17 protein-coding genes and 4 pseudogenes are annotated in these 18,146 nt (G+C 43.3%); 7 read left to right on the top strand and 14 right to left on the bottom strand.

Features of this window, described 5'->3' with window-relative positions; all coding sequences use genetic code 11:
* The 9 genes and pseudogenes from VZ94_RS06145 to VZ94_RS31710 all read right to left on the bottom strand — a co-directional run.
* A pseudogene (locus VZ94_RS06145) lies at positions 1–259 on the bottom strand (formylmethanofuran dehydrogenase subunit C); the annotation flags it as partial.
* On the bottom strand, positions 256–1,152 hold the full coding sequence (gene fhcD / locus VZ94_RS06140; protein WP_045778565.1) for a formylmethanofuran--tetrahydromethanopterin N-formyltransferase: 897 nt from the start codon (positions 1,150–1,152) through the stop codon (positions 256–258). The gene fhcD and the pseudogene VZ94_RS06145, both read right to left, overlap by 4 nt.
* A gap of 52 nt (positions 1,153–1,204) precedes the next feature.
* The gene (locus VZ94_RS22310; protein WP_338040268.1) at positions 1,205–1,615 is read right to left on the bottom strand and encodes a DUF3226 domain-containing protein; all 411 of its coding nucleotides are present in this window, start codon (positions 1,613–1,615) and stop codon (positions 1,205–1,207) included.
* A gap of 40 nt (positions 1,616–1,655) precedes the next feature.
* The gene (locus tag VZ94_RS22305) at positions 1,656–1,853 is read right to left on the bottom strand and encodes a DUF3226 domain-containing protein (RefSeq protein ID WP_052700258.1); all 198 of its coding nucleotides are present in this window, start codon (positions 1,851–1,853) and stop codon (positions 1,656–1,658) included.
* Positions 1,854–1,861: 8 nt separating this feature from the next.
* Complete coding sequence (locus tag VZ94_RS30325; protein WP_052700257.1) at positions 1,862–2,164, bottom strand: AAA family ATPase; 303 nt, start codon at positions 2,162–2,164, stop codon at positions 1,862–1,864.
* Complete coding sequence (locus VZ94_RS06130; RefSeq protein WP_052700256.1) at positions 2,145–3,008, bottom strand: AAA family ATPase; 864 nt, start codon at positions 3,006–3,008, stop codon at positions 2,145–2,147. Before VZ94_RS06130 ends, VZ94_RS30325 begins: the two co-directional genes overlap by 20 nt.
* Positions 3,009–3,027: 19 nt before the next feature.
* Positions 3,028–4,681, bottom strand: a pseudogene (locus VZ94_RS06125) (formylmethanofuran dehydrogenase subunit A).
* A gap of 490 nt (positions 4,682–5,171) precedes the next feature.
* A complete protein-coding gene (locus VZ94_RS31715; protein WP_338040266.1) occupies positions 5,172–5,801 on the bottom strand; it encodes a hypothetical protein in 630 nt (209 codons plus the stop codon).
* Positions 5,802–5,805: 4 nt separating this feature from the next.
* Complete coding sequence (locus VZ94_RS31710; protein WP_338040265.1) at positions 5,806–6,366, bottom strand: hypothetical protein; 561 nt, start codon at positions 6,364–6,366, stop codon at positions 5,806–5,808.
* A gap of 243 nt (positions 6,367–6,609) precedes the next feature.
* Here VZ94_RS31710 and VZ94_RS06115 point away from each other — a divergent pair, with 243 nt between their 5' ends.
* The 4 genes and pseudogenes from VZ94_RS06115 (at position 6,610) to VZ94_RS06105 (ending at position 10,379) form a co-directional block, all read left to right on the top strand.
* Complete coding sequence (locus VZ94_RS06115; protein ID WP_045778564.1) at positions 6,610–8,253, top strand: GspE/PulE family protein; 1,644 nt, start codon at positions 6,610–6,612, stop codon at positions 8,251–8,253.
* Positions 8,250–9,431 carry a type II secretion system F family protein gene (locus tag VZ94_RS06110; RefSeq protein ID WP_045778563.1) on the top strand — a complete coding sequence of 394 codons (1,182 nt, stop codon included), beginning with the start codon at positions 8,250–8,252 and terminating at the stop codon, positions 9,429–9,431. Before VZ94_RS06115 ends, VZ94_RS06110 begins: the two co-directional genes overlap by 4 nt.
* A gap of 8 nt (positions 9,432–9,439) precedes the next feature.
* A pseudogene (locus VZ94_RS32680) lies at positions 9,440–9,514 on the top strand (DUF2887 domain-containing protein); the annotation flags it as partial.
* 31 nt (positions 9,515–9,545) lie between these two features.
* On the top strand, positions 9,546–10,379 hold the full coding sequence (locus VZ94_RS06105; protein ID WP_052700255.1) for an Rpn family recombination-promoting nuclease/putative transposase: 834 nt from the start codon (positions 9,546–9,548) through the stop codon (positions 10,377–10,379).
* Between the two features lie 13 nt (positions 10,380–10,392).
* Here VZ94_RS06105 and VZ94_RS30320 read toward each other — a convergent pair whose 3' ends face one another.
* The 5 genes and pseudogenes from VZ94_RS30320 to VZ94_RS06090 form a co-directional block, all read right to left on the bottom strand.
* Entirely contained in the window at positions 10,393–10,698 is a 306-nt protein-coding gene (locus VZ94_RS30320; RefSeq protein ID WP_204369063.1) for a phosphate acyltransferase, read from the bottom strand.
* The gene (locus tag VZ94_RS31705; protein ID WP_338040267.1) at positions 10,688–12,229 is read right to left on the bottom strand and encodes a phosphate acyltransferase; all 1,542 of its coding nucleotides are present in this window, start codon (positions 12,227–12,229) and stop codon (positions 10,688–10,690) included. The genes VZ94_RS30320 and VZ94_RS31705 overlap by 11 nt, the downstream gene beginning before the upstream one ends.
* 66 nt (positions 12,230–12,295) lie before the next feature.
* Positions 12,296–12,716: pseudogene (locus VZ94_RS31700) on the bottom strand (NADP-dependent malic enzyme); the annotation flags it as partial.
* A gap of 72 nt (positions 12,717–12,788) precedes the next feature.
* Positions 12,789–13,397 (bottom strand): hypothetical protein, encoded by a 609-nt coding sequence (locus VZ94_RS06095; RefSeq protein ID WP_052700254.1) that lies wholly within the window; start codon positions 13,395–13,397, stop codon positions 12,789–12,791.
* Positions 13,398–13,844: 447 nt separating this feature from the next.
* Positions 13,845–15,749, bottom strand: coding sequence for a sulfatase-like hydrolase/transferase (locus VZ94_RS06090; protein ID WP_052700253.1), 1,905 nt, complete (start codon positions 15,747–15,749; stop codon positions 13,845–13,847).
* A 513-nt stretch (positions 15,750–16,262) separates the two neighbouring features.
* Between VZ94_RS06090 and VZ94_RS06085 the strand changes: the two genes are divergently transcribed.
* The 3 genes from VZ94_RS06085 (at position 16,263) to VZ94_RS25815 (ending at position 18,074) form a co-directional block, all read left to right on the top strand.
* Complete coding sequence (locus tag VZ94_RS06085) at positions 16,263–16,892, top strand: hypothetical protein (RefSeq protein ID WP_045778561.1); 630 nt, start codon at positions 16,263–16,265, stop codon at positions 16,890–16,892.
* Positions 16,893–16,896: 4 nt separating this feature from the next.
* Positions 16,897–17,484, top strand: coding sequence for a hypothetical protein (locus VZ94_RS06080; RefSeq protein ID WP_045778560.1), 588 nt, complete (start codon positions 16,897–16,899; stop codon positions 17,482–17,484).
* 431 nt (positions 17,485–17,915) lie between these two features.
* Positions 17,916–18,074 carry a hypothetical protein gene (locus tag VZ94_RS25815; RefSeq protein ID WP_157844865.1) on the top strand — a complete coding sequence of 53 codons (159 nt, stop codon included), beginning with the start codon at positions 17,916–17,918 and terminating at the stop codon, positions 18,072–18,074.
* The last annotated feature ends 72 nt before the right edge of the window (positions 18,075–18,146 follow it).

Here is an 18,146-nt window from a genome sequence, read left to right as displayed (position 1 = left end):
CTACTTGAATCTCACCGCCATCAAGCTCTTTACCAATATAATCTAACTTGTGCGAGCTATTTTTTTTGATAATAATCTGCGCAGTATCAAAACCTGACACGGCAAACAACTCATCCACTCTTAGCTTGCGCTTACCGCTTTGTAATTCCAACGCCGCAATTTCCACCGGCGTTAAGCCGCTTAACTTATGGCACACCAGAGGCGACATATCAACGCGCTGTTCAGGCCGATGTATTAACGTCAATGTCAAAGCACTCATGCCATAATCTCCTGTAAATGAAAGTGGAACGGCCCTAATTTACCGCCATAATTACCGGCACTAATGCGGGTAATACCCTGCTCTGCACCTAAGTTACAAACCGCTTGTATGCCTACACGCATCGCGTTATCAATGTCTTCTTTCGTCAAACCATCAATCACGATTTCCATTACCGATTCGCAATTAGCCGGTAATTCGGATTGGGTCATGCCTTTTAAAGTAGGGCAAAAAGCATCGTTAGTCGATGCGTTTAATGCTTTGTATTTAGAGCCGACTTTAGAACCCGAACGCACGACACCACCTGGAAACGGCATAATCACGTTAGGTACTTGTTTCATTGCATCGATAGCCGCTTCACAGGCAGCCAGTGCTTGTGGCTGCGACTCGGCTAACACTAAGAAGTTACCGCCACCGACCGCATTAACTTGACCCGTAGTCGCTTCGGCTAAAAACTCGCCGTCCATCACCGGAATACGCCAATAACGTTTACCGTTAATCACTTTAGCGATTTGAAAACCATCACCAAAATAGCGTAGATTTTTCCCCAGAGGAATTTTAGTATCACTATCAATACCAGCAAACAACGCTGAAGTCGGCGAAGTGAGTACGCATTGCCCGGCACGAGTTTCTAATTGCTTCGCTAAGCCTTTACCGCCCATTGCAAAAATCATAACCGAAACGCCAGGACGACCATCGGGTGTTTCATTTGGACGTAAAGTCCTTTCAATACCGGCTTCACAGCCACAAGCAATGACCGAGGTTGCAAATCCAGTCATGGCTTGCGCGGCAATCATTGCCCATTTTTCATTTTGCGCCGTGATAATAGCGCGCGTCGCCTTCATTGGAAATGCTTCCGCGAAGGTGGCGTCTATGGTTACACCATTAATAATCATAGGGGTTGCTCGTTGTTGATGTTGTTTGAATGTACCCTGTACAATCTATTTGTTATTGAAATAATTCGGTCAGCCAGTCAGCAAACGTTTTTGCCAAGGCATTATCGGGATTTAGCGTTCTTGCTGAAATGGCTTGGCCTAAGGGCATTCCTGGCTCATGTTGCCAAGCTAAAAAAGTATGGATGACTGCTTTGGTTTTATGGGTATCAATAAACGTTGTAAAATTATTTGCTTTTGCGTCATTTACGCATTTTTCGGCAAAACCCACTCCAATTGGGTCGGCTAATTGGCTACAAAAATCTTCGAGCATCCCATCTATTTGATTATTTGGCATTAGCCAAATCCCAACCCTTGGAAGCCCATTACTGGCAGGAACAATGGTTCCTGTGAGTAATGGTTCTTCTTGAATCGTAGTTATGCCTCTTTTTTGTAGCCTATTCTTAGCAGCTTGCCATTTTGCAATTAACGCTGGATTGTCAGCGTCAATAACAATACCAATGGTTTCAATTTGATCTGGTGTGGCTAAGTAAACCCGTTAGCCTTTTTAAGGCTAATTCGTCAGAACCACATTCATATAAACCAAAGGTTTCAGGAATGTTGTAATGCTTGCAAAGAGCCGAAATAACATGGCAATCATTTACACCTTCTGTAAGTAAAACTTTTGGCCCTTCATGCTTGAAGTCTTTAATTTTATTACCCATTTGCTAATTCACCTTACTTCAACATCCGTTTCTAAAGAGTCTGAGAGCGTTTCAACATCATACTCTTGTGCTTGAATATTTCCATTCCGAGTGAATAATCTGAAATAAGCTCCGTTTTCAGGAAATTGTTTCCACACGCATTCAAATCCTTTAATACAGTCACTGCTATGCGTTGTACAGAAAATCTGGACATTAAGTGTTTCAGCGAGCTTGAATAAAACATCCCAGACAGATTGCTGCACTGACCAATGCAAACCATTTTCAAATTCATCAATTAATAAAACACCATCTTTAGCGTTTACTAACGACAAAATAATGTGAAAAACTTTTTGTTACACCATCACCTAAGCTTTTTAGTGGTATGCGATCCTCGTGATCCTTTAGCTTGATTACTGGAATTCGGTCATTTGAATTTTCGCTTTTTACAAAAGCAAGCCCCGTTATTTTATTTTCAACCAACTTAAGACCATTCATTACGTCTGCTTCTAAGTCAGTTAAGTTTATTGAATCCCACAATTCTGCGGCTTCATCGTCATTTAATCCTTGCGTCGATACAAATTGGCAGGCTCCTTGATGACGTGATTTTTTTTTGCTTTGTATCCGCACACCTATATTTTTAAGTCTGATTAGATCAGATAAGTCCATTGCCTCTGACAAAAAAGGAAATAGCGGTTGAGTAATTCCATCTTTTTCTGTAACCAAGGATATTTCAAAAGAGCTAGGTTTTAGCTCATCTGGATTAAAAGAACTCGACTCTTGTGGAGATAATTTCCTTCTAATTCGTTTGTCATCATAATCTTCAATGATGTACGCTGCGATTTTTATAACTAAAGGAGAGGTATCTTTTTTTTCCGCAAGTATTATTCCTTTATCATCTAACGAAGGTATTTTGTGCCCTTTAAAGAAATGCTTAAATGGGCTCAACTGTAGCTGGCTTAAATGGTTACGCGAATCTGGATCAAAATTTTCTTGCCTGGATTGTATTAGTGCGTGGATTTTTTCAAATGAGGCATCAGAAACATATAAAAGAACTGCTTCTAAAAATGCACTTTTACCTACGTTATTTTTACCGGCAACCAGGTTAACTCTACTCAGTCTATTGATTGAAAGAGTATCGAATAACCTGAAGTTTTCTATATAGAATGAAGGCAGCATGATTTTTCTCTATAGTAATTTACGTCGTCGGATGCACAGTAATACTGCCCCTACCATCCTCTGTAATCTCATCATCACTCATTTTAAAGTTACCTAACTTAGTAGCCAAATAACGGTCAAAATAATCTTTCAAACCTTTCTCAACCGATGGGTCAAAATCGGGCTTAACAGTATGGGTTGTTCCCCATTTCGTTGCTACCACTTGACCATTCACTACAACTAATTCGCCATCTTTAAACACATAATCTGGCTTTTCAAACATCGCTTCACGGTTAGTATTATCGGTGTAAACAGTAATATCCGCCCAGTTACCCGGCGCTAAACTGCCACGGTCTTTTAAGCCGATGAGCTTAGCTGCGCCGGCACGCGTCATAATCGCGATTTCTTCTAGCGTGTATTCGCGGTCTATAGAAGCTAATGTAGTCATTTTTTGTGCTTCTGGATGCAGAGTTGCCAACATATCGTTACGGAACGACTTATCCATTAACAAGCGAATTAAATGTGGATAACTAGTAAACGGCGCACCGTTAGGATGGTCAGTAGTTAAGAAGATGCGCCATGGATCATTGACTAACAAAAATGTTTCCAGACCTATTGCCCATTGCAAGGCATTAACAAAATTCTGGTCGCGGTATTTAAACGGTACGACACCACAGCCAGCGTCGCACTCAATGTCCATTACCACCCATTTATTCGGGCTAGCATGTTTGTGATTCGCGTGTTGGCGCATATTGTCACCAGAAGCAGTCACCGTTTGGCCGAATAAAATTTGACCGACATCTATTGTGATATTTTTGTTGTTGTTCACTGCTTCAGCAATTTGCGCCGCGCCAGATGAAAACTTAAAGTCACCTTCGGTACCGTAGCTATGAAATTGAATATGCGTTAAATGCATAGGTAAGCCGCCTATGCCTTGTATGGTATCCAGTGTGGTTTCCACATTACCTGGTACACCCAAGTTACAGCCGTGAACATGTAGCGGATGACGAATACCTAACTCTTTCACCGCTGTTGCTAATACTTGCAATATTTGCCTAGGTGTAACACCGTAATGGGCGTTTTTGCTCATCTAAATCCAACTTACGTTGATTGAATTTAAAGGCATTAATACCGCCTGGATTAACGACTTTAACACCTATCGCTTTGGCTGCGTTAATCGTCCAAGCAACATAATCGTTAATCGCTTTCTGGTCTTTTTTCGCAGTCAATAGCCTGAGCAAATAATCATCGCTACCCAGCATGACATAACCGCCTTTGTCTAAAATAGGCACATCGCCCATTTCCATGTGCGCTTGTCTCGCATTACTTGGCAATACCGCCGGTTCAAATGCAGCGGTATAACCCATCTCGGCATAACGATAACCTGTCACAAATGTGCTAGGCATCGCATGTCCGCAACCAGAGCGGCAAATATGAGTTCGTGGTACCGGGTCTTGTCGATGATCTTCTGGCAATAACATACGCGCAATATTGCCTTTGCCGCCACCAATATGGGTATGCATGTCAATCGCGCCAGACATAACGACTTTACCTTTTAAATCGTATTCTTTATCAGGCTTAGCATCCTTCGGCGGATTGATAATACGCCCGTCTTGAATGTATAAGTCTTGTTGCTGTCCGGCTATGCCGACGGCGGGGTCGTAAAGAGTGCCGCCTGTGAGTTTGATTAGCATTGAAATTCCTTAAAATACATATTGTTTTTGGTCAGTACGCCATGCTGTCCATGACTTGTTTTAATAATATTAAGATTTAGATGCTCTTCCAGAAATGCCGTGGTATTTATGCTTAAACTCTAAAGAAACCACCTGTTCTGACAGCTTTCTCTCGTTTGTTGGTAGTTCTTCAAGTTCCCATCTGCAATATTGAACCGTAATGATGTCCTAGTACCAAGACTTATTGCAGTCTACCGCTAAACCATTTTTCTTCAATAATGGGCGGGCAATTTTTCCCACACATAGCGATAAGATGCGATAGGTTTAAAACCACCCTACCCGTTTGCTTAAACTTAAAGTTAAATCAGCAAGTTAGTTTAAAGCCAATTAGTCGAGCCGAGTAATTTTGGACATAACAGAGGTTGAATGCTCTCAGCAACCTATTTACTATTAAGCGTTAAACGCAGATTCTATGGCCTTGATTGCTTCTGCTGTACTAGGCAATCCTGAATCACGCAGCTTTTTTTAAGCGAATCGCCACCACATTATCCATGCGATAAGCGTGACCGGCGTGATCGATGCCGGGAGTACCAACTGGAATATAAACATCAGGCTCATGCTTAAACTCCATGCCTGAACGCCCGATGACGATAGTGGGTAATTGCGTCTCAGGCGGTATTGTTTCACTGTTAAACGCATGAACCCAAACTAAAGCGTCGGCTTCACCGTTTTCTAACATGGCTTTGGTATCAAAGAGAAAAGGGTCGTATTCGGGATAACCGCGATGAAAACTAGTGCGTGCCGGATACCCTGTAGTCCAACCACACACCTGGTTGGCTGTTTGGTCGCCTTCCTTACCGGCTAATGGTAAACCGGAACAGCGCGTATCTTGATTATTTAATTCTTTTACCGTATCCGCAATCGCTTGTACCGTTAATTCAGCATGGTCATACGCTAACGCACCTGCCGCCCACGTCACTACGCTATACTGTGCTTGCCTTAATTCTTCAGCTAAACCTGCTAAATCAGCAACCTTAATGCCTGCAACGCTATCTGACCGAATGGGCTGTTTTTTTACTAACGCTTTTAAAACCGCTAATACTTCAGACAAATCTTCCGTTGCACAAGGATACACAGCCACAGAATCACTTTTTTGCTGCCATTTCGCTCGGTGCTGCGCCTAAATAAACCAGCTTGCGTTTAGCCGAGTCGGACAAAAACATCGCGTCAGTCCATAAATAGCGCTCGAAAAAGCGCGGCGCAAATTTTTCTATATCACAGCCTACCACTAACAATAAATCACAACGATTTTTGACTTCCGCCAGTGTTGTAGTCATCCAACCTGAATCTTGTAAGGCTAAGAAATTATTGCGTGTACGAGTAAAATTGATGTTATCGACCACCGCACCACTCGCATCCGCTAAGGCTAACAGCGCGCGCATACCATTAACATCGGTAGCGCAACCGGCAATCACCGGTTGGTTAGCTTGTTTTAATAGGTCTGCCGCATGCTGCGCTGCTTCGGTTAAGCTTACGGTGACGCCACATATTCGAGGGCTGGTATCAATAACGGGCTGCTCAAACAACGGCGTATTGACGGCGCACCCATTCGCTGTCACTTTAACTGTCAACCCGTTAACAGAAATACTTAAATCATCAGTGCCTAAACCACAAAATGGGCTGGGTACTTCGGTTATTTCAATCATCTCAAAATCCTTTGTTAATCGATATAAACGCCAGCAAGCGCGTGCAAGTGCTAAATATTCTATCTGGAAATACTCACACTGTCTCACCCCAGAATGAATTTATGTCATACTTGTATTTTTATCTGCGAATAACATCACGTGATTTAAGTACTCAAGCCACTGCCAATACATGGTATGGACTTGTGCTTGCTGCGCTATCAGCACAAAGCATAATGTACTCGACTCCTCACTCCCCTCATACGAATGAAAAAATTAGGCGAATTATTAATCGAAGCCACTATTATCACTGCCAGAGAGTTAGAAGCCGGCTTAGCCGCGCAACGGCAATTCGGTGGTCGTTTGGGCGCTTCATTAATTAAACAAGGCTTTTGCTCAGAAGAAGACATTTTACCCCTCGTCGCACGGCAATGGCAGTTACCTAGGCTGTCTGATTGGAGTCAGTACCAGCCTATACCTACAAGCATTAATGAACTAGCGTTATTAAATTTTGCTGCTACGTGGTGGCATAAACAAAACGCTTGTCCACTAGGCATTTATCAAGACCAACTATGGGTCGCTATGGATGATGTGTTTAACGCGTTTGTCATTGACAGCGTAAGCAAAAAAACCAGCATGACGATTAAACCGGTATTAGTTACTAACCACGAGCTACGGCAATTGCTGGCCTTGCTAGAAACTAGCGATGAAACGCACAGTTTATTAGCAGACAGCGTACAAGACATTGCTATTGCTGCACCGGTTGTACAATTTGTTAACGATACGATACAGCGCGCCTTAGATGCACGGGCGTCTGATATTCACTTTGAAACCTATCGTGGGATTTTTAGAGTTAGATTTCGCGTCGATGGCGTGTTACATGAAGTGGATAGACCAGGCATAGGGATGCAAGCGGCGATTATTTCACGGGTTAAATTAATGGCAGGACTGGATATTTCCGAAAAGCGTTTACCGCAAGATGGTCGTATCCGCACGCGCTTAAGCGGTATTAGCTTAGATATTCGGGTAGCCACCACGCCTTGCGTCATGGGTGAAGACATTGTGATGCGATTGTTAATCAGCGAGGATAAGATTAATAGCCTAGCCGATTTGAATATGCATACCGACCATAGTGAGTTAATCCAACGCTTATTACGCCAAACTAACGGTATTATTTTAGTCACAGGCCCCACAGGTAGCGGTAAAAGCACGAGTTTATACGCGTTCTTGCAACATTTATTTAGTGAAGAGCGCAAAATCATCACCGTTGAAGACCCTGTAGAATACCAAATCACCGGTATTACCCAAATTCAAGTCAATACCGATATAGGCTTAAGCTTTGCCTCGGTGTTACGCTCTGTGTTACGCCAAGACCCCGATATTGTACTCATCGGCGAGATACGCGACCGCGAAACGGCTGAAATTGCTATTCAAGCCGCCTTAACCGGTCATTTAGTGTTATCGACGTTACACACCAATGATGCACCCGGTGCGTATGTGCGCTTACTCGACATGGGCATTCCGGCTTATTTGCTTGCCTCATCGATTATAGGCGTCATCGGACAACGCCTGGTTAGAAAAATTTGCCGCCATTGCTCAGTTGAAGACCCTAGCGCTGTATTACCGATTGCTGACATGGAACTGGATTATTTACGTCATGCGATAGCCAAACCTCGCTTCATGCGTGGTCAAGGCTGTCCACATTGTCTAGGCTCGGGTTATCGTGGACGACGGCCAATTTTTGAAATTTTCGCAGCAACAGATGATGTGCATTATCATTTAAACCACAATCCCGATGCATTAAAAAGCGAGTTAATTCAATCCGGTATGCGAACTTTACAACAAGATGGCTTGCTGTACGCCATGAATGGCGAAACCACCATTGAAGAAGTCATGCGAGTTATTGGATGAGGTACTTTCATTATAAAGGCCAGCGCCAAAACGGCTTACCCGTTAAAGGCTGGATTAGCGCAGAATCCAGACTTGAAGCTATTTCTCTATTGGAAAAAAAAGGCGTACAGCCATTTTCGGTGCAAGCTAGTCACCAAACCATTCAATTATCGGTACCACCCGGCGAGTTATTATCGGCTTTTTACGAGCTGGCCAGCCTACGAAATAGCGGTATGCCATTAGATCAATCATTAAGCTTACTGACCGACGCAATGCCAGCGAGTCGATTACAAACTGCTTGGAAAGAGCTAACCGCAATGGTGCGTTCTGGCATGAGCTTATCCGATGCGATGTTATCATTGCCCGATGCATTCCCGCGCTATTCCGCTCATTTAATCCGCATCGGCGAAGCCAACGGCGATACCGGTTCAGCGCTAACTATGGCCGCAGAACGCTTAAATGAAGAAATTAAGCTGCGCAACGAAGTGCGTACAGCACTGACTTATCCGGCGTTTTTAATTGTGGTCTGTATTGCTGTATTGATTTTCTTATTCTTAACCGTTATCCCGCGCTTTGGCGGCATGGTTAAAGAAATGGGCGGCGAAGCTTCGTTATCATTACAAGCCTTAATCAGTATTTCGCAATACATGCAAGATTACTGGCCAATATGGAGTTCCGCTTTAGTCATTAGCGTAGGGTATAGCTATTATTTAATCAAACAAGGCAAGTTATCGATATGGCAGCATTTGCAAAAACTACCCTTTTTAAAACCGTTAATCGATGCCTGGGAGGCCGTGCAATTCTGCGGTAGTATGCAAAAGCTGTTACAACAAGGTGTTAAATTACTCGATGCACTCACGCTAGCGACCGAGACCTTACCGCGTGATGATTTACGCAAACGCTTACAACAAGTCGGTAAATCCGTGCAACAAGGTCAAGGACTCGGTGCATCACTCAAAGAACATGAGGTGTTTACCCCATTAATTGTACGCATGATTACCACCGGCGAAGCGGCCGCCAACTTGCCAGACACTATGAAAGAAATCACCCGGCTTTATCAACGTAATTTAGACGAAGGCATTAAACGCGCCTTATCGTTACTCGAACCCGCTGTTATTTTCTTTATGGGCGTTGTCGTCGGCGGCATTATGGTGTCATTAATGACGGCGATTATGAGTGTTAATGACATACCTATCTAAATCACCCTATGAAAACCGATAAACTATTTTATCGTCTGTTTCAACAACAACCGGCATTGTTATTTGAACTGATTGACTTACCCATCACAACCACAAGCCACAAGGATGTGGCGAATGCAGAAAACGCAGGATCAGTTTTCTGCCGATGGTTACCGTTTTCAATCGGTAGAATTAAAAGAAACAGCATTTCGTATCGATGGCGTGTTTCTGCCACCAGAAAACAGTGATGAGAGTCCTTTGATTTTTGCCGAAGTGCAGTATTATCAGGACCCCAAAATTTATGCGCGTTTGCTGAGCGAGGTAATGTTATATTTATACCAAAACCCCACCCGCAACGATTGGCATGCTGTGGTCATTTTTCCTGAACGCTCATTCGACCCAGGCATACCTCAGCATTACCGTGAATTTTTCGACAGTCGACGTATCGATGTCGTATATTTACAACAAGTATCGTCTGATAACGGCAGTATTGGTTTGCAACTACTACGCTTGATTGAGCTGGCAGAAGCCGCCATTCCTAGCCATATCACTCGTATCAAAAACCAGTTAGACCAGCAAACACCGACTATAAAAGAAACGTGGCTAGAATTGCTGGAAATGATGTTAATTTATAAGTTACCGCGCTTATCGCGTGATGAGGTTCGTATTATGTTAACTGAGATATTAAACAGAGAGTTGCAGGAAACACGATTTTACCAAGAGGTTTTTAGCGAAGGTGTTATTGCTGGAAGGGAAGAAGGGCGACAACAAGGGCAACAACAAGGACTGCAGGAAGGGAGGCAGGAAGGCGAATACTTAATTCTCAGCCGCATATTAACCCGACGCTTTGGCGCATTACCCCGCTGGGCGCAGGTTCGCTTAATCAATGCCTCATCCGAGCAATTGGAAAACTGGAGCGAGCGTTTATTGGATGCGCCGGACTTACCTACCCTACTCAATGATAAATAGGTGGAGCACAGACTTAACCGCTAGTTGTTCTACGCAACTCGACCTCAACTACGCACATTGCCGTCATATTGACAATACGTCTGACGGTAGCGTGTGGGGTCAATATTTGCACGGGACTCGCACAGCCTAACAAAATTGGGCCTACGGCAATACCATTGCCCGCCGCTGTTTTCAGTAAATTATACGAAATATTGGCGGCTTCAATATTGGGAAAAACCAATAGATTAGCGCTAGCGGATAAACCCGATTGCGGCATTTGTTTAGTCAACAAAGAAAAATCCAGTGCCGTATCCCCTTGCATTTCGCCGTCAATTTTCAAGCTCAGGCTCGAATTGTTTAACAAGAGCCAATACCTCTCGCATTTTGCTGGCAGAACCGTGCTGATGAGAACCAAAATTAGAATGCGATAACAAGGCTACACGCGGCGGCAAACCAAAATGACGCATTTGTTCAGCAGCTAATAAGGTAATCTCGGCAAGCTCAGCCGCACTTGGATTTTGATTAAAATGCGTATCAACTAAAGCGATTTGCCTATCGGCCAACAATAAATAATTCATCGCGGCGTAAACACTCGCGCCCGCACGCTTACCCAACACTAAATCGACTTCATGTAAATGGTGGCCGGGTTCACCGGATGTCCCGCAAATCATACCATCTGCGAAGCCTTTTTTAACCAACATAGCCCCGATTAACGTGTGTTGCCTACGCATAGCTAACTGCGCGGCAGATTCGGTTATACCTTTACGCTGCGCCAATAACCAATAACTACGCCAAAAATCATCATAAAGCCCTTCTAAATCCGGACTAATAACCGTGACATCACTATCGAGCCTAAAGCGTAAGCCAAATTGCTTCAGTAAATGCTTAATCGTATGAGGACGCCCGATTAAAATCGGCTTAGCGAGTTGCTCATCTAAAATAATTTGCACCGCTCTTAACACACGCTCATCTTCACCTTCAGTAAACACAATACGTTTATTTGCAATAGACGTCTTCTTCGCATTATTAAAAATCGGCTGCATAAAGCTACCGCTATGATAAGCAAACTGGCTAAGTTTTTGTGCATACTGCGTTAAATCCTCTATAGGCCGAGTGGCAACCCCTGCCTCCATGGCCGCCCTAGCCACCGCAGGCGCGATATGACTCATTAGCCTAGGATCGAACGGTAATGGGATTAAATGATTTTCGCCAAATGCAACATGATGATTATCATAAGCAGCGGCGGCTAAATCTGATTGCTCAGCCTGAGCTAATGCCGCTAATGCATGAACCGCTGCAATTTCCATACTGCGAGTAATCGTCGTTGCACCGCAATCTAACGCGCCACGAAACACATAAGGAAAACACAACACATTATTGACTTGATTAGGATAATCCGAACGGCCTGTCGCAATAATCGCATCATCTCTAACCGCACGAATCTCTTCCGGCATGATTTCAGGGCGCGGATTGGCTAAGGCAAGAATAATAGGCTTGCTAGCCATCTTTTTTACCATCGCTTGTGTTAACACACCGCCGGCTGATAAGCCTAAAAAAACATCGGCATCGCTAATAATATCCGCTAAGGTTCTGGCATCGGTGGCTTGCGCATAGCGAGCTTTTTCTTCATCCATTAGCTCGGTGCGACCTTGGTAAACCACACCCGCAAGATCACAGACAAAAATATTAGCTAAAGGAAACCCTAAATCGACTAATAACTCCAAACATGCTAAGGCCGCAGCACCGGCCCCTGATACGACAAGCTTACAGCTATCTAAGGATTTACCCACGACTTGCAAGCCATTTAATATAGCTGCGCTGACAATAATCGCGGTACCATGCTGGTCATCATGAAATACAGGGATATTCATACGCGCGCGCAATTGCCGCTCAATATAAAAACATTCTGGCGCTTTAATATCTTCTAAATTAATCCCCCCAAATGTAGGCTCTAATGCGGCAATAATGGCACACAACTTATCAGGATCAGATTCGTTAATCTCAATATCGAAGACATCAATACCGGCAAACTTTTTAAATAATACCGCCTTGCCTTCCATCACCGGTTTGGCCGCTAACGGGCCAATATTACCCAAGCCTAATACCGCACTGCCGTTAGTTACCACGGCAACTAAAATTTGCACGTGCGGTATATTTATTTACATCGGTAGGACACGCTGCAATTTGTTCACAAGCCGCCGCCACGCCTGGAGAATAAGCCAATGATAAATCCCGTTGACACGTCAGTTGTTTAGTCGGCGTAACGCTGATTTTGCCGCGAACAGGAAACTCATGGTAAGACAAAGCCGCAGCTTTGAGTTGGTTTTGTAAATCGTCTTGTGGATTTTTAACGCTCATGTGGCAATCATGGTGAGATATTAAGAGACATTAGGGCGTGTGATCGCCCAGAGCTGATGAACACGCTAAAGATTAATAATGCTCCATTTGAGCATTATCTTCAGCATCTAAAATCACTGATTCTAATAGCTCAGTATCGCAGCCATTACGAAAAAAAACAAATGAGGGCGGATAAGCGCTAACGTCCAAAGTCAACTTTGTTTCTTGCTCTATGGCGTTAATTTCATGCTGGACAACTTCGCGAAAATGTTGCTCAAACTCTCTTGCCGTTTTAGCTTGTGCTTGCTCATCGCTTAGCGCAAACGGATCTTTTGCTAAGTTAGTTGTACCAATCGCCTGCTGTAAAACATACTCAGAAAATACTTCAATTTTATGCTCAATCGACTTAATAACCGCCTCACCTTGCTCTTGCTTAATTTTGTCAAAATCACCCGCATAAGCGTACAGCAAAAAGCTACCTTTAGCGCCTTCCATATCATTTTTACAAACCGCACCATCCATGACCCTGATTAACTCTAAGGTTTTACCTGCTTTAAACAAGGTTTGTTTAGGTTGCGACACTGACCTATCAAATAACTGATTGTCAGGCGCAACACTGGACTGCACCGGCTCAGAAGTCACTGAGCTGCATCCTGTTAAATCAAGCAATACAATCGCTATTAGCACATGACTGGTTTTCATTCTGTAGCCTATAAAGAAATAATCATATCAATTAATGAACTATTATAAACCGTAATGAGCATAGTGGAGGAAATTTCGTGACTAACCTCGCTTTGATGATTAAGGCATTCTCATATTGCTGAATGCGCCCTCCTTAAAAACAATAAAGGCAAATAAAATCAGTTAATTGCAGCGGGTTTATTTTTTTATGCCTACCATGTAAATCAAAAAGTAAAAAAACACATCACCGTTACTGCTCATGTCGCAATTTTAGCGACTATTAGACTTGGTAACGAGATGAAACTAATAAGGCTTTTTATGGATTCCAAGGTCTTTTAATAAACTAATGAGATGGAGAACTCAATCATAACCTCATGAATATTAGTATTTATTCCAGAATTTAATGTCAGTGAATATCGGAGTACAAACCTTTGGCTTGTACTCCAAACACCGGCTATACCGCTACGTCTATTGCCCAGGTACCGTACCCGAATTAGGTGTTAAGCGTTTTTGCTGAAGTTGTTGCTGTAACAACGATTCGAGTTTTTTCTGTTGCGCGGCATAAGCTGCTACCCCAGCTAGATTAGTCAACTCCATAGGGTCATCGCTGATGTTATACATTTCATATTCATCAGCGGCGGGCGTTAATTTAACGGTTTTTTGGCAGCGTACCGTCGATGTGCCTTCGTTATCTTGGCCAGTACCCAATTCTTTTATCGTTTCATCTTGTACACCGCTATCGCCAGGCGTACCAGGGCTAGACCAGAATTGCGGATTATCAAAATAGCGCGAGTATTTCCAAACTTTACCTTTAATACGTGCCACTACCGTTTCGATATGGTTAGGCTGAATCACTGAGTTATAGGCTAAGCCAATAAAATTGTTTTGATTCTGGCCACGGCTAGGGTCATCATCGCTCATGAAGAAAATAGGTGTTTCTAATGTGCCGGTCGTCGCTTCCCCGCGAATTAATGCCGATAAATCTTTACCCACTAAAGGCTGAGCTTCGGTATGCGTTGCGGTTAACTGTGTTCTAGTAGCTTCAGCATCAACCCCAGCAAGACCTAATAGCGTAGGCAATAAATCGACATGGCTAGTTAACATATCGGCGGTTTTGCCATTGTTTTCCGGAAATAAAGGGCTGCTGATAATCAGTGGCACATGTATCGCTTCTTCATACGCACCATACCATTTTTGGTGTAGACCACCGTGCGTATCAAGCAAGTCGCCATGATCAGAGGTAAATACAACAATAGTGTTATCGAAAAAGCTGGAGTCCATCAGTGCTTGATAAACTCGCGCAAGTTGTCTATCAACATTTAAATGCGCTTGATAATAAAACCGGTAATACGGTAAACCAGCAAAAATTGGCTGGAAAAATTTACGATAACTGTTTCTATAGCTTAATTGACAACTAGGCTTAGTTGATAAGTCTTCTTTATGTGTTTGGTTAAATAAGGTTTTAATAAACAATTTAAACGGCACTTCGTCGCCAACCGAAAAATCATAAGTTTGTTGCGCGGTGGCTGATAGGTTGGAGAAAAAGCCCCATAACGCTATATCATGCGGGTTTAAAAACGATGAAACGATTAACCAAGGATTGGGGTCTTGTTCGGCATCTAGCTGTTGAATTAATGCAACCAGTTGATCGGCAAAACCTTGATCGCGGCTACGCAATCCGGCACCGGCAGATGACGCGCTATTTAACGGATTGCTACCATGCGGTTCTGGTCCTATCCAACCGGTAAAACCATAATCAGCTAAACGGCTAGCTTCTAAATACAAATCTTCATTAACCTCATCGGGTTCGCCGGTACTGGTGTAACTGGGTAACGACGAATTGGTGCCAGGTACTAATAAATCCGCATGAGATAAATGCCATTTACCTTTCCAAAACGTGCGATAACCGGCTGTTTTGAAATAATTACCTAACGTGGGTACTGTATTAGCTTCTAACCACCACATGGTTGGGTCGTTGCTCGCTTTAGCGGCGCCATCGGTGTTGGTCACGCCATGCAAAGAAGGATAATGACCGGTATACAGTGACGCGCGGCTGGGTGCACAAGCTACTGAAGCAGCATAATGGCGTTGAAAACTTAAGCCTTGTTGCCGCAACGTTTCCTGCGTCGTTAAATAATTTTTGCGAAACGCTGTTAACTCATCTGACTCATAAACCGTTGGATAACGCTGCTCGTCTACGGTCATTAATAAAATATTAGGTTTGCCCACAGCAGGTCCTGGTGCTGCCTTAGCAGTACTGGCGTTCGCAGTTTCAGATGATGTGCTTAAAACGGCTAAGCTTGCCGCCGTAGCCACACCGGTTTGCAAAAAACGACGACGAGATGATGAATGTGGTAAGTTATTATTAGCCATAATACCCTCTTCTATTAATTATGTTAGGAATCTCATACAGCTACCCAGTAACCAAAATGAGCTGCGGGCAGCCGACGCATTATTACACAATCAAAGAAAAGAGAGATGGCTGTTTAGTATTTAATTGTTACAAATTGTGACTGGTACAGCGCTATTAGCATCTCAAGCGTCTTAACATAAACTAATTTAGTCGATTTTTTTAGATCGCGAATTATTTTCAATCCAGCGTAACAACCTGCATCTATCCGATAGCATCGTATAACGAAATAAACTTTTTCATGACGTTTGGTCACGATAACCTGGTGTTAGCACAGCACAGTCTTGTTATTGCGCAGCTCTATATTTGCACAATACTGTTTTATCGTTTCACGTCACCAGCTTTACGATGGTCTATGGTTCATCGACTGTTAAGCGTTCTGGTTTCAAACTAAATTCCGGCCATTGATAGATGGCAGAAAGCAAGCATAACTAGGGTTTTGCTTGTTCATCAATCTCTTCACCCGGACACCCACTATGCGCCAGCGACCTTATCAGTTATTTTGGAATACGATAATAATTACTACCTTTGCGTTAATAACGCCAATCACCAGTCAAGCACGTGTCCAAGGTCAATGGGATACGACGACGTTAAGCCGAATTGATGTTACGGCTATTAATGCCCCTCATTTAACACCGGAACATTATGTTGATATTGCTGACGGCACTTATCATTTTTGGAGTAATGCTCAATTTACTGCCGGAGAAATAAAAGGACGCTGGCAAGAAAGCAATAATAAATATTCAGTAACGGTTAACAAGTCTTGGTTAGAACAGCAGTTTATCAATCGACTAGAGAGCAATCCGGGTGTTTTTGTCAATGAAGTGACGTTATTGCAAAGCAGCTTTAGCGGTAATGTGTTAGATAACGGCTTATGGGGCAATGAGAACTATGTTTATCGGGTTGATACGACAAAAAATAATCGACGCGAAATTGTTAAGGTAGCCATGACGGTCAGAGTTGCCGGTTTTGCTGTTCAAGCCTTTAAAGCCAATCAACGTGAACAGCCGGGCAACCCAATGCTATCCTCGTTAGATTTAGCGGTAAACGCCGTCATGCGGCATTGGCATGAAGTTGAAACTCATTCTAATACATACCAGGAGTAACGCGATGAACCGATTAATACAGAAAATTTTATTGGCGTGGCTTACATTGGCTTTTAGTTTAGCTAACTATGCAAGTGCTGAGTCGTCATCGCCTATCGATTTATCTAAGTTTTATATCTTACCGGTTAGCATTGAAGCTAACGAAGCCATTCCGTTAGCTGATACTGACCTAGCGCTGGAATACAGTTTAAAAGTGGCTTTACGCAAACAAGCCATATTGCAAATCAACCCTTATATCCATTCATTAAGCTTACAAACCACGATAACGTCTTATTCGCATGAGCGCTTAGTCGTGTTAATCAGCGTGTATGATGAACAAAATCTCATACAACGTTTTGAATTAAGTCGAATCGTACCAGTTAACGCCGAATGGCCAGTCCATCTAACTAGTTTGGCTGAAGACATTATGCTAGAACTCCAGCATAAAATGGTGGAATTGCCTTGTTATCCCAATTGTATTACTGAGCCACCTTGCAATGAGCAATGCGAACCTCAACATGCATTTATTTATTTTTATCCTGCTTACCAGCCTATTATTATCCAAACACCTAGCCATATAGCCCGCATTATGATTCAGCCACTAAAGCAATAATTCACTCAACGCCTAGTTCAGCGAGTGAAATTCATATCAGAGATACCCATTCTGACAGCGAACATCCTAGCAGTTATCAACCGCCACAATCGTCGCCATCAATCCCCGTTGACGCACCTCAAACACCTAATCAACCGATTAGAGTTTATCAATCCCCTCCAAGCAGTAGCAACAATCAATCTAATGCCTCACCGCACCGGCCAATCGAAGCTTCCGTAAACAGCACATCGACTCAACATAATACTGACAGCTCTCGCTCACAACCGCCATCTAGCGCGCGTTCAGGTACTGATACAGTTAATCGACGTGTTAGCACTGAAAGCCCAAGTGTTTATAAACCTTCCACTAGCACAAACACCGAGACGTCTAACCAACGTCGCAGCACTGAAAACTCAAGCGCATATAAACCGAGTACTAGCTCAAACGCTGACATGAGTAATCAACGTAGCAATACTGAAAGTATAAACAAACCAAGCGCTAGCGCAGACACGTCTAATCAACGCAGCAACGATGAAAGTCCTAGCTCAAACCATGCTTCAGGTCGCGACGACGATTCAGGCCGTAATAAGCGTAATGGCAAAAAAGATTGATATTTCTCGCTACTACACCTCTGCATATACTCTGAACGGTCAAGTTATAAAGGTGCGCACAGCGCATCATAG

This window comes from Methylocucumis oryzae (assembly GCF_000963695.1).
Classification (GTDB): domain Bacteria; phylum Pseudomonadota; class Gammaproteobacteria; order Methylococcales; family Methylomonadaceae; genus Methylovulum; species Methylovulum oryzae.
The sequence above is the reverse complement of the archived record's forward strand: the minus strand, read 5'-3'. Positions and strand labels throughout refer to the sequence as shown.

Excerpts from the sequence above, each read along its gene's own strand:
- fhcD (WP_045778565.1), bottom strand. The coding sequence starts at position 1,152 with ATGATTATTAATGGTGTAACCATAGACGCCACCTTCGCGGAAGCATTT.
- VZ94_RS22305 (WP_052700258.1), bottom strand. The coding sequence starts at position 1,853 with ATGGGTAATAAAATTAAAGACTTCAAGCATGAAGGGCCAAAAGTTTTA.
- VZ94_RS06130 (WP_052700256.1), bottom strand. The coding sequence starts at position 3,008 with ATGCTGCCTTCATTCTATATAGAAAACTTCAGGTTATTCGATACTCTT.
- VZ94_RS31710 (WP_338040265.1), bottom strand. The coding sequence starts at position 6,366 with ATGATTGAAATAACCGAAGTACCCAGCCCATTTTGTGGTTTAGGCACT.
- VZ94_RS06115 (WP_045778564.1), top strand. The coding sequence starts at position 6,610 with ATGAAAAAATTAGGCGAATTATTAATCGAAGCCACTATTATCACTGCC.
- VZ94_RS06110 (WP_045778563.1), top strand. The coding sequence starts at position 8,250 with ATGAGGTACTTTCATTATAAAGGCCAGCGCCAAAACGGCTTACCCGTT.
- VZ94_RS06105 (WP_052700255.1), top strand. The coding sequence starts at position 9,546 with ATGCAGAAAACGCAGGATCAGTTTTCTGCCGATGGTTACCGTTTTCAA.
- VZ94_RS31705 (WP_338040267.1), bottom strand. The coding sequence starts at position 12,229 with ATGAATATCCCTGTATTTCATGATGACCAGCATGGTACCGCGATTATT.
- VZ94_RS06095 (WP_052700254.1), bottom strand. The coding sequence starts at position 13,397 with ATGAAAACCAGTCATGTGCTAATAGCGATTGTATTGCTTGATTTAACA.
- VZ94_RS06090 (WP_052700253.1), bottom strand. The coding sequence starts at position 15,749 with ATGGCTAATAATAACTTACCACATTCATCATCTCGTCGTCGTTTTTTG.
- VZ94_RS06085 (WP_045778561.1), top strand. The coding sequence starts at position 16,263 with ATGCGCCAGCGACCTTATCAGTTATTTTGGAATACGATAATAATTACT.
- VZ94_RS06080 (WP_045778560.1), top strand. The coding sequence starts at position 16,897 with ATGAACCGATTAATACAGAAAATTTTATTGGCGTGGCTTACATTGGCT.
- VZ94_RS25815 (WP_157844865.1), top strand. The coding sequence starts at position 17,916 with ATGAGTAATCAACGTAGCAATACTGAAAGTATAAACAAACCAAGCGCT.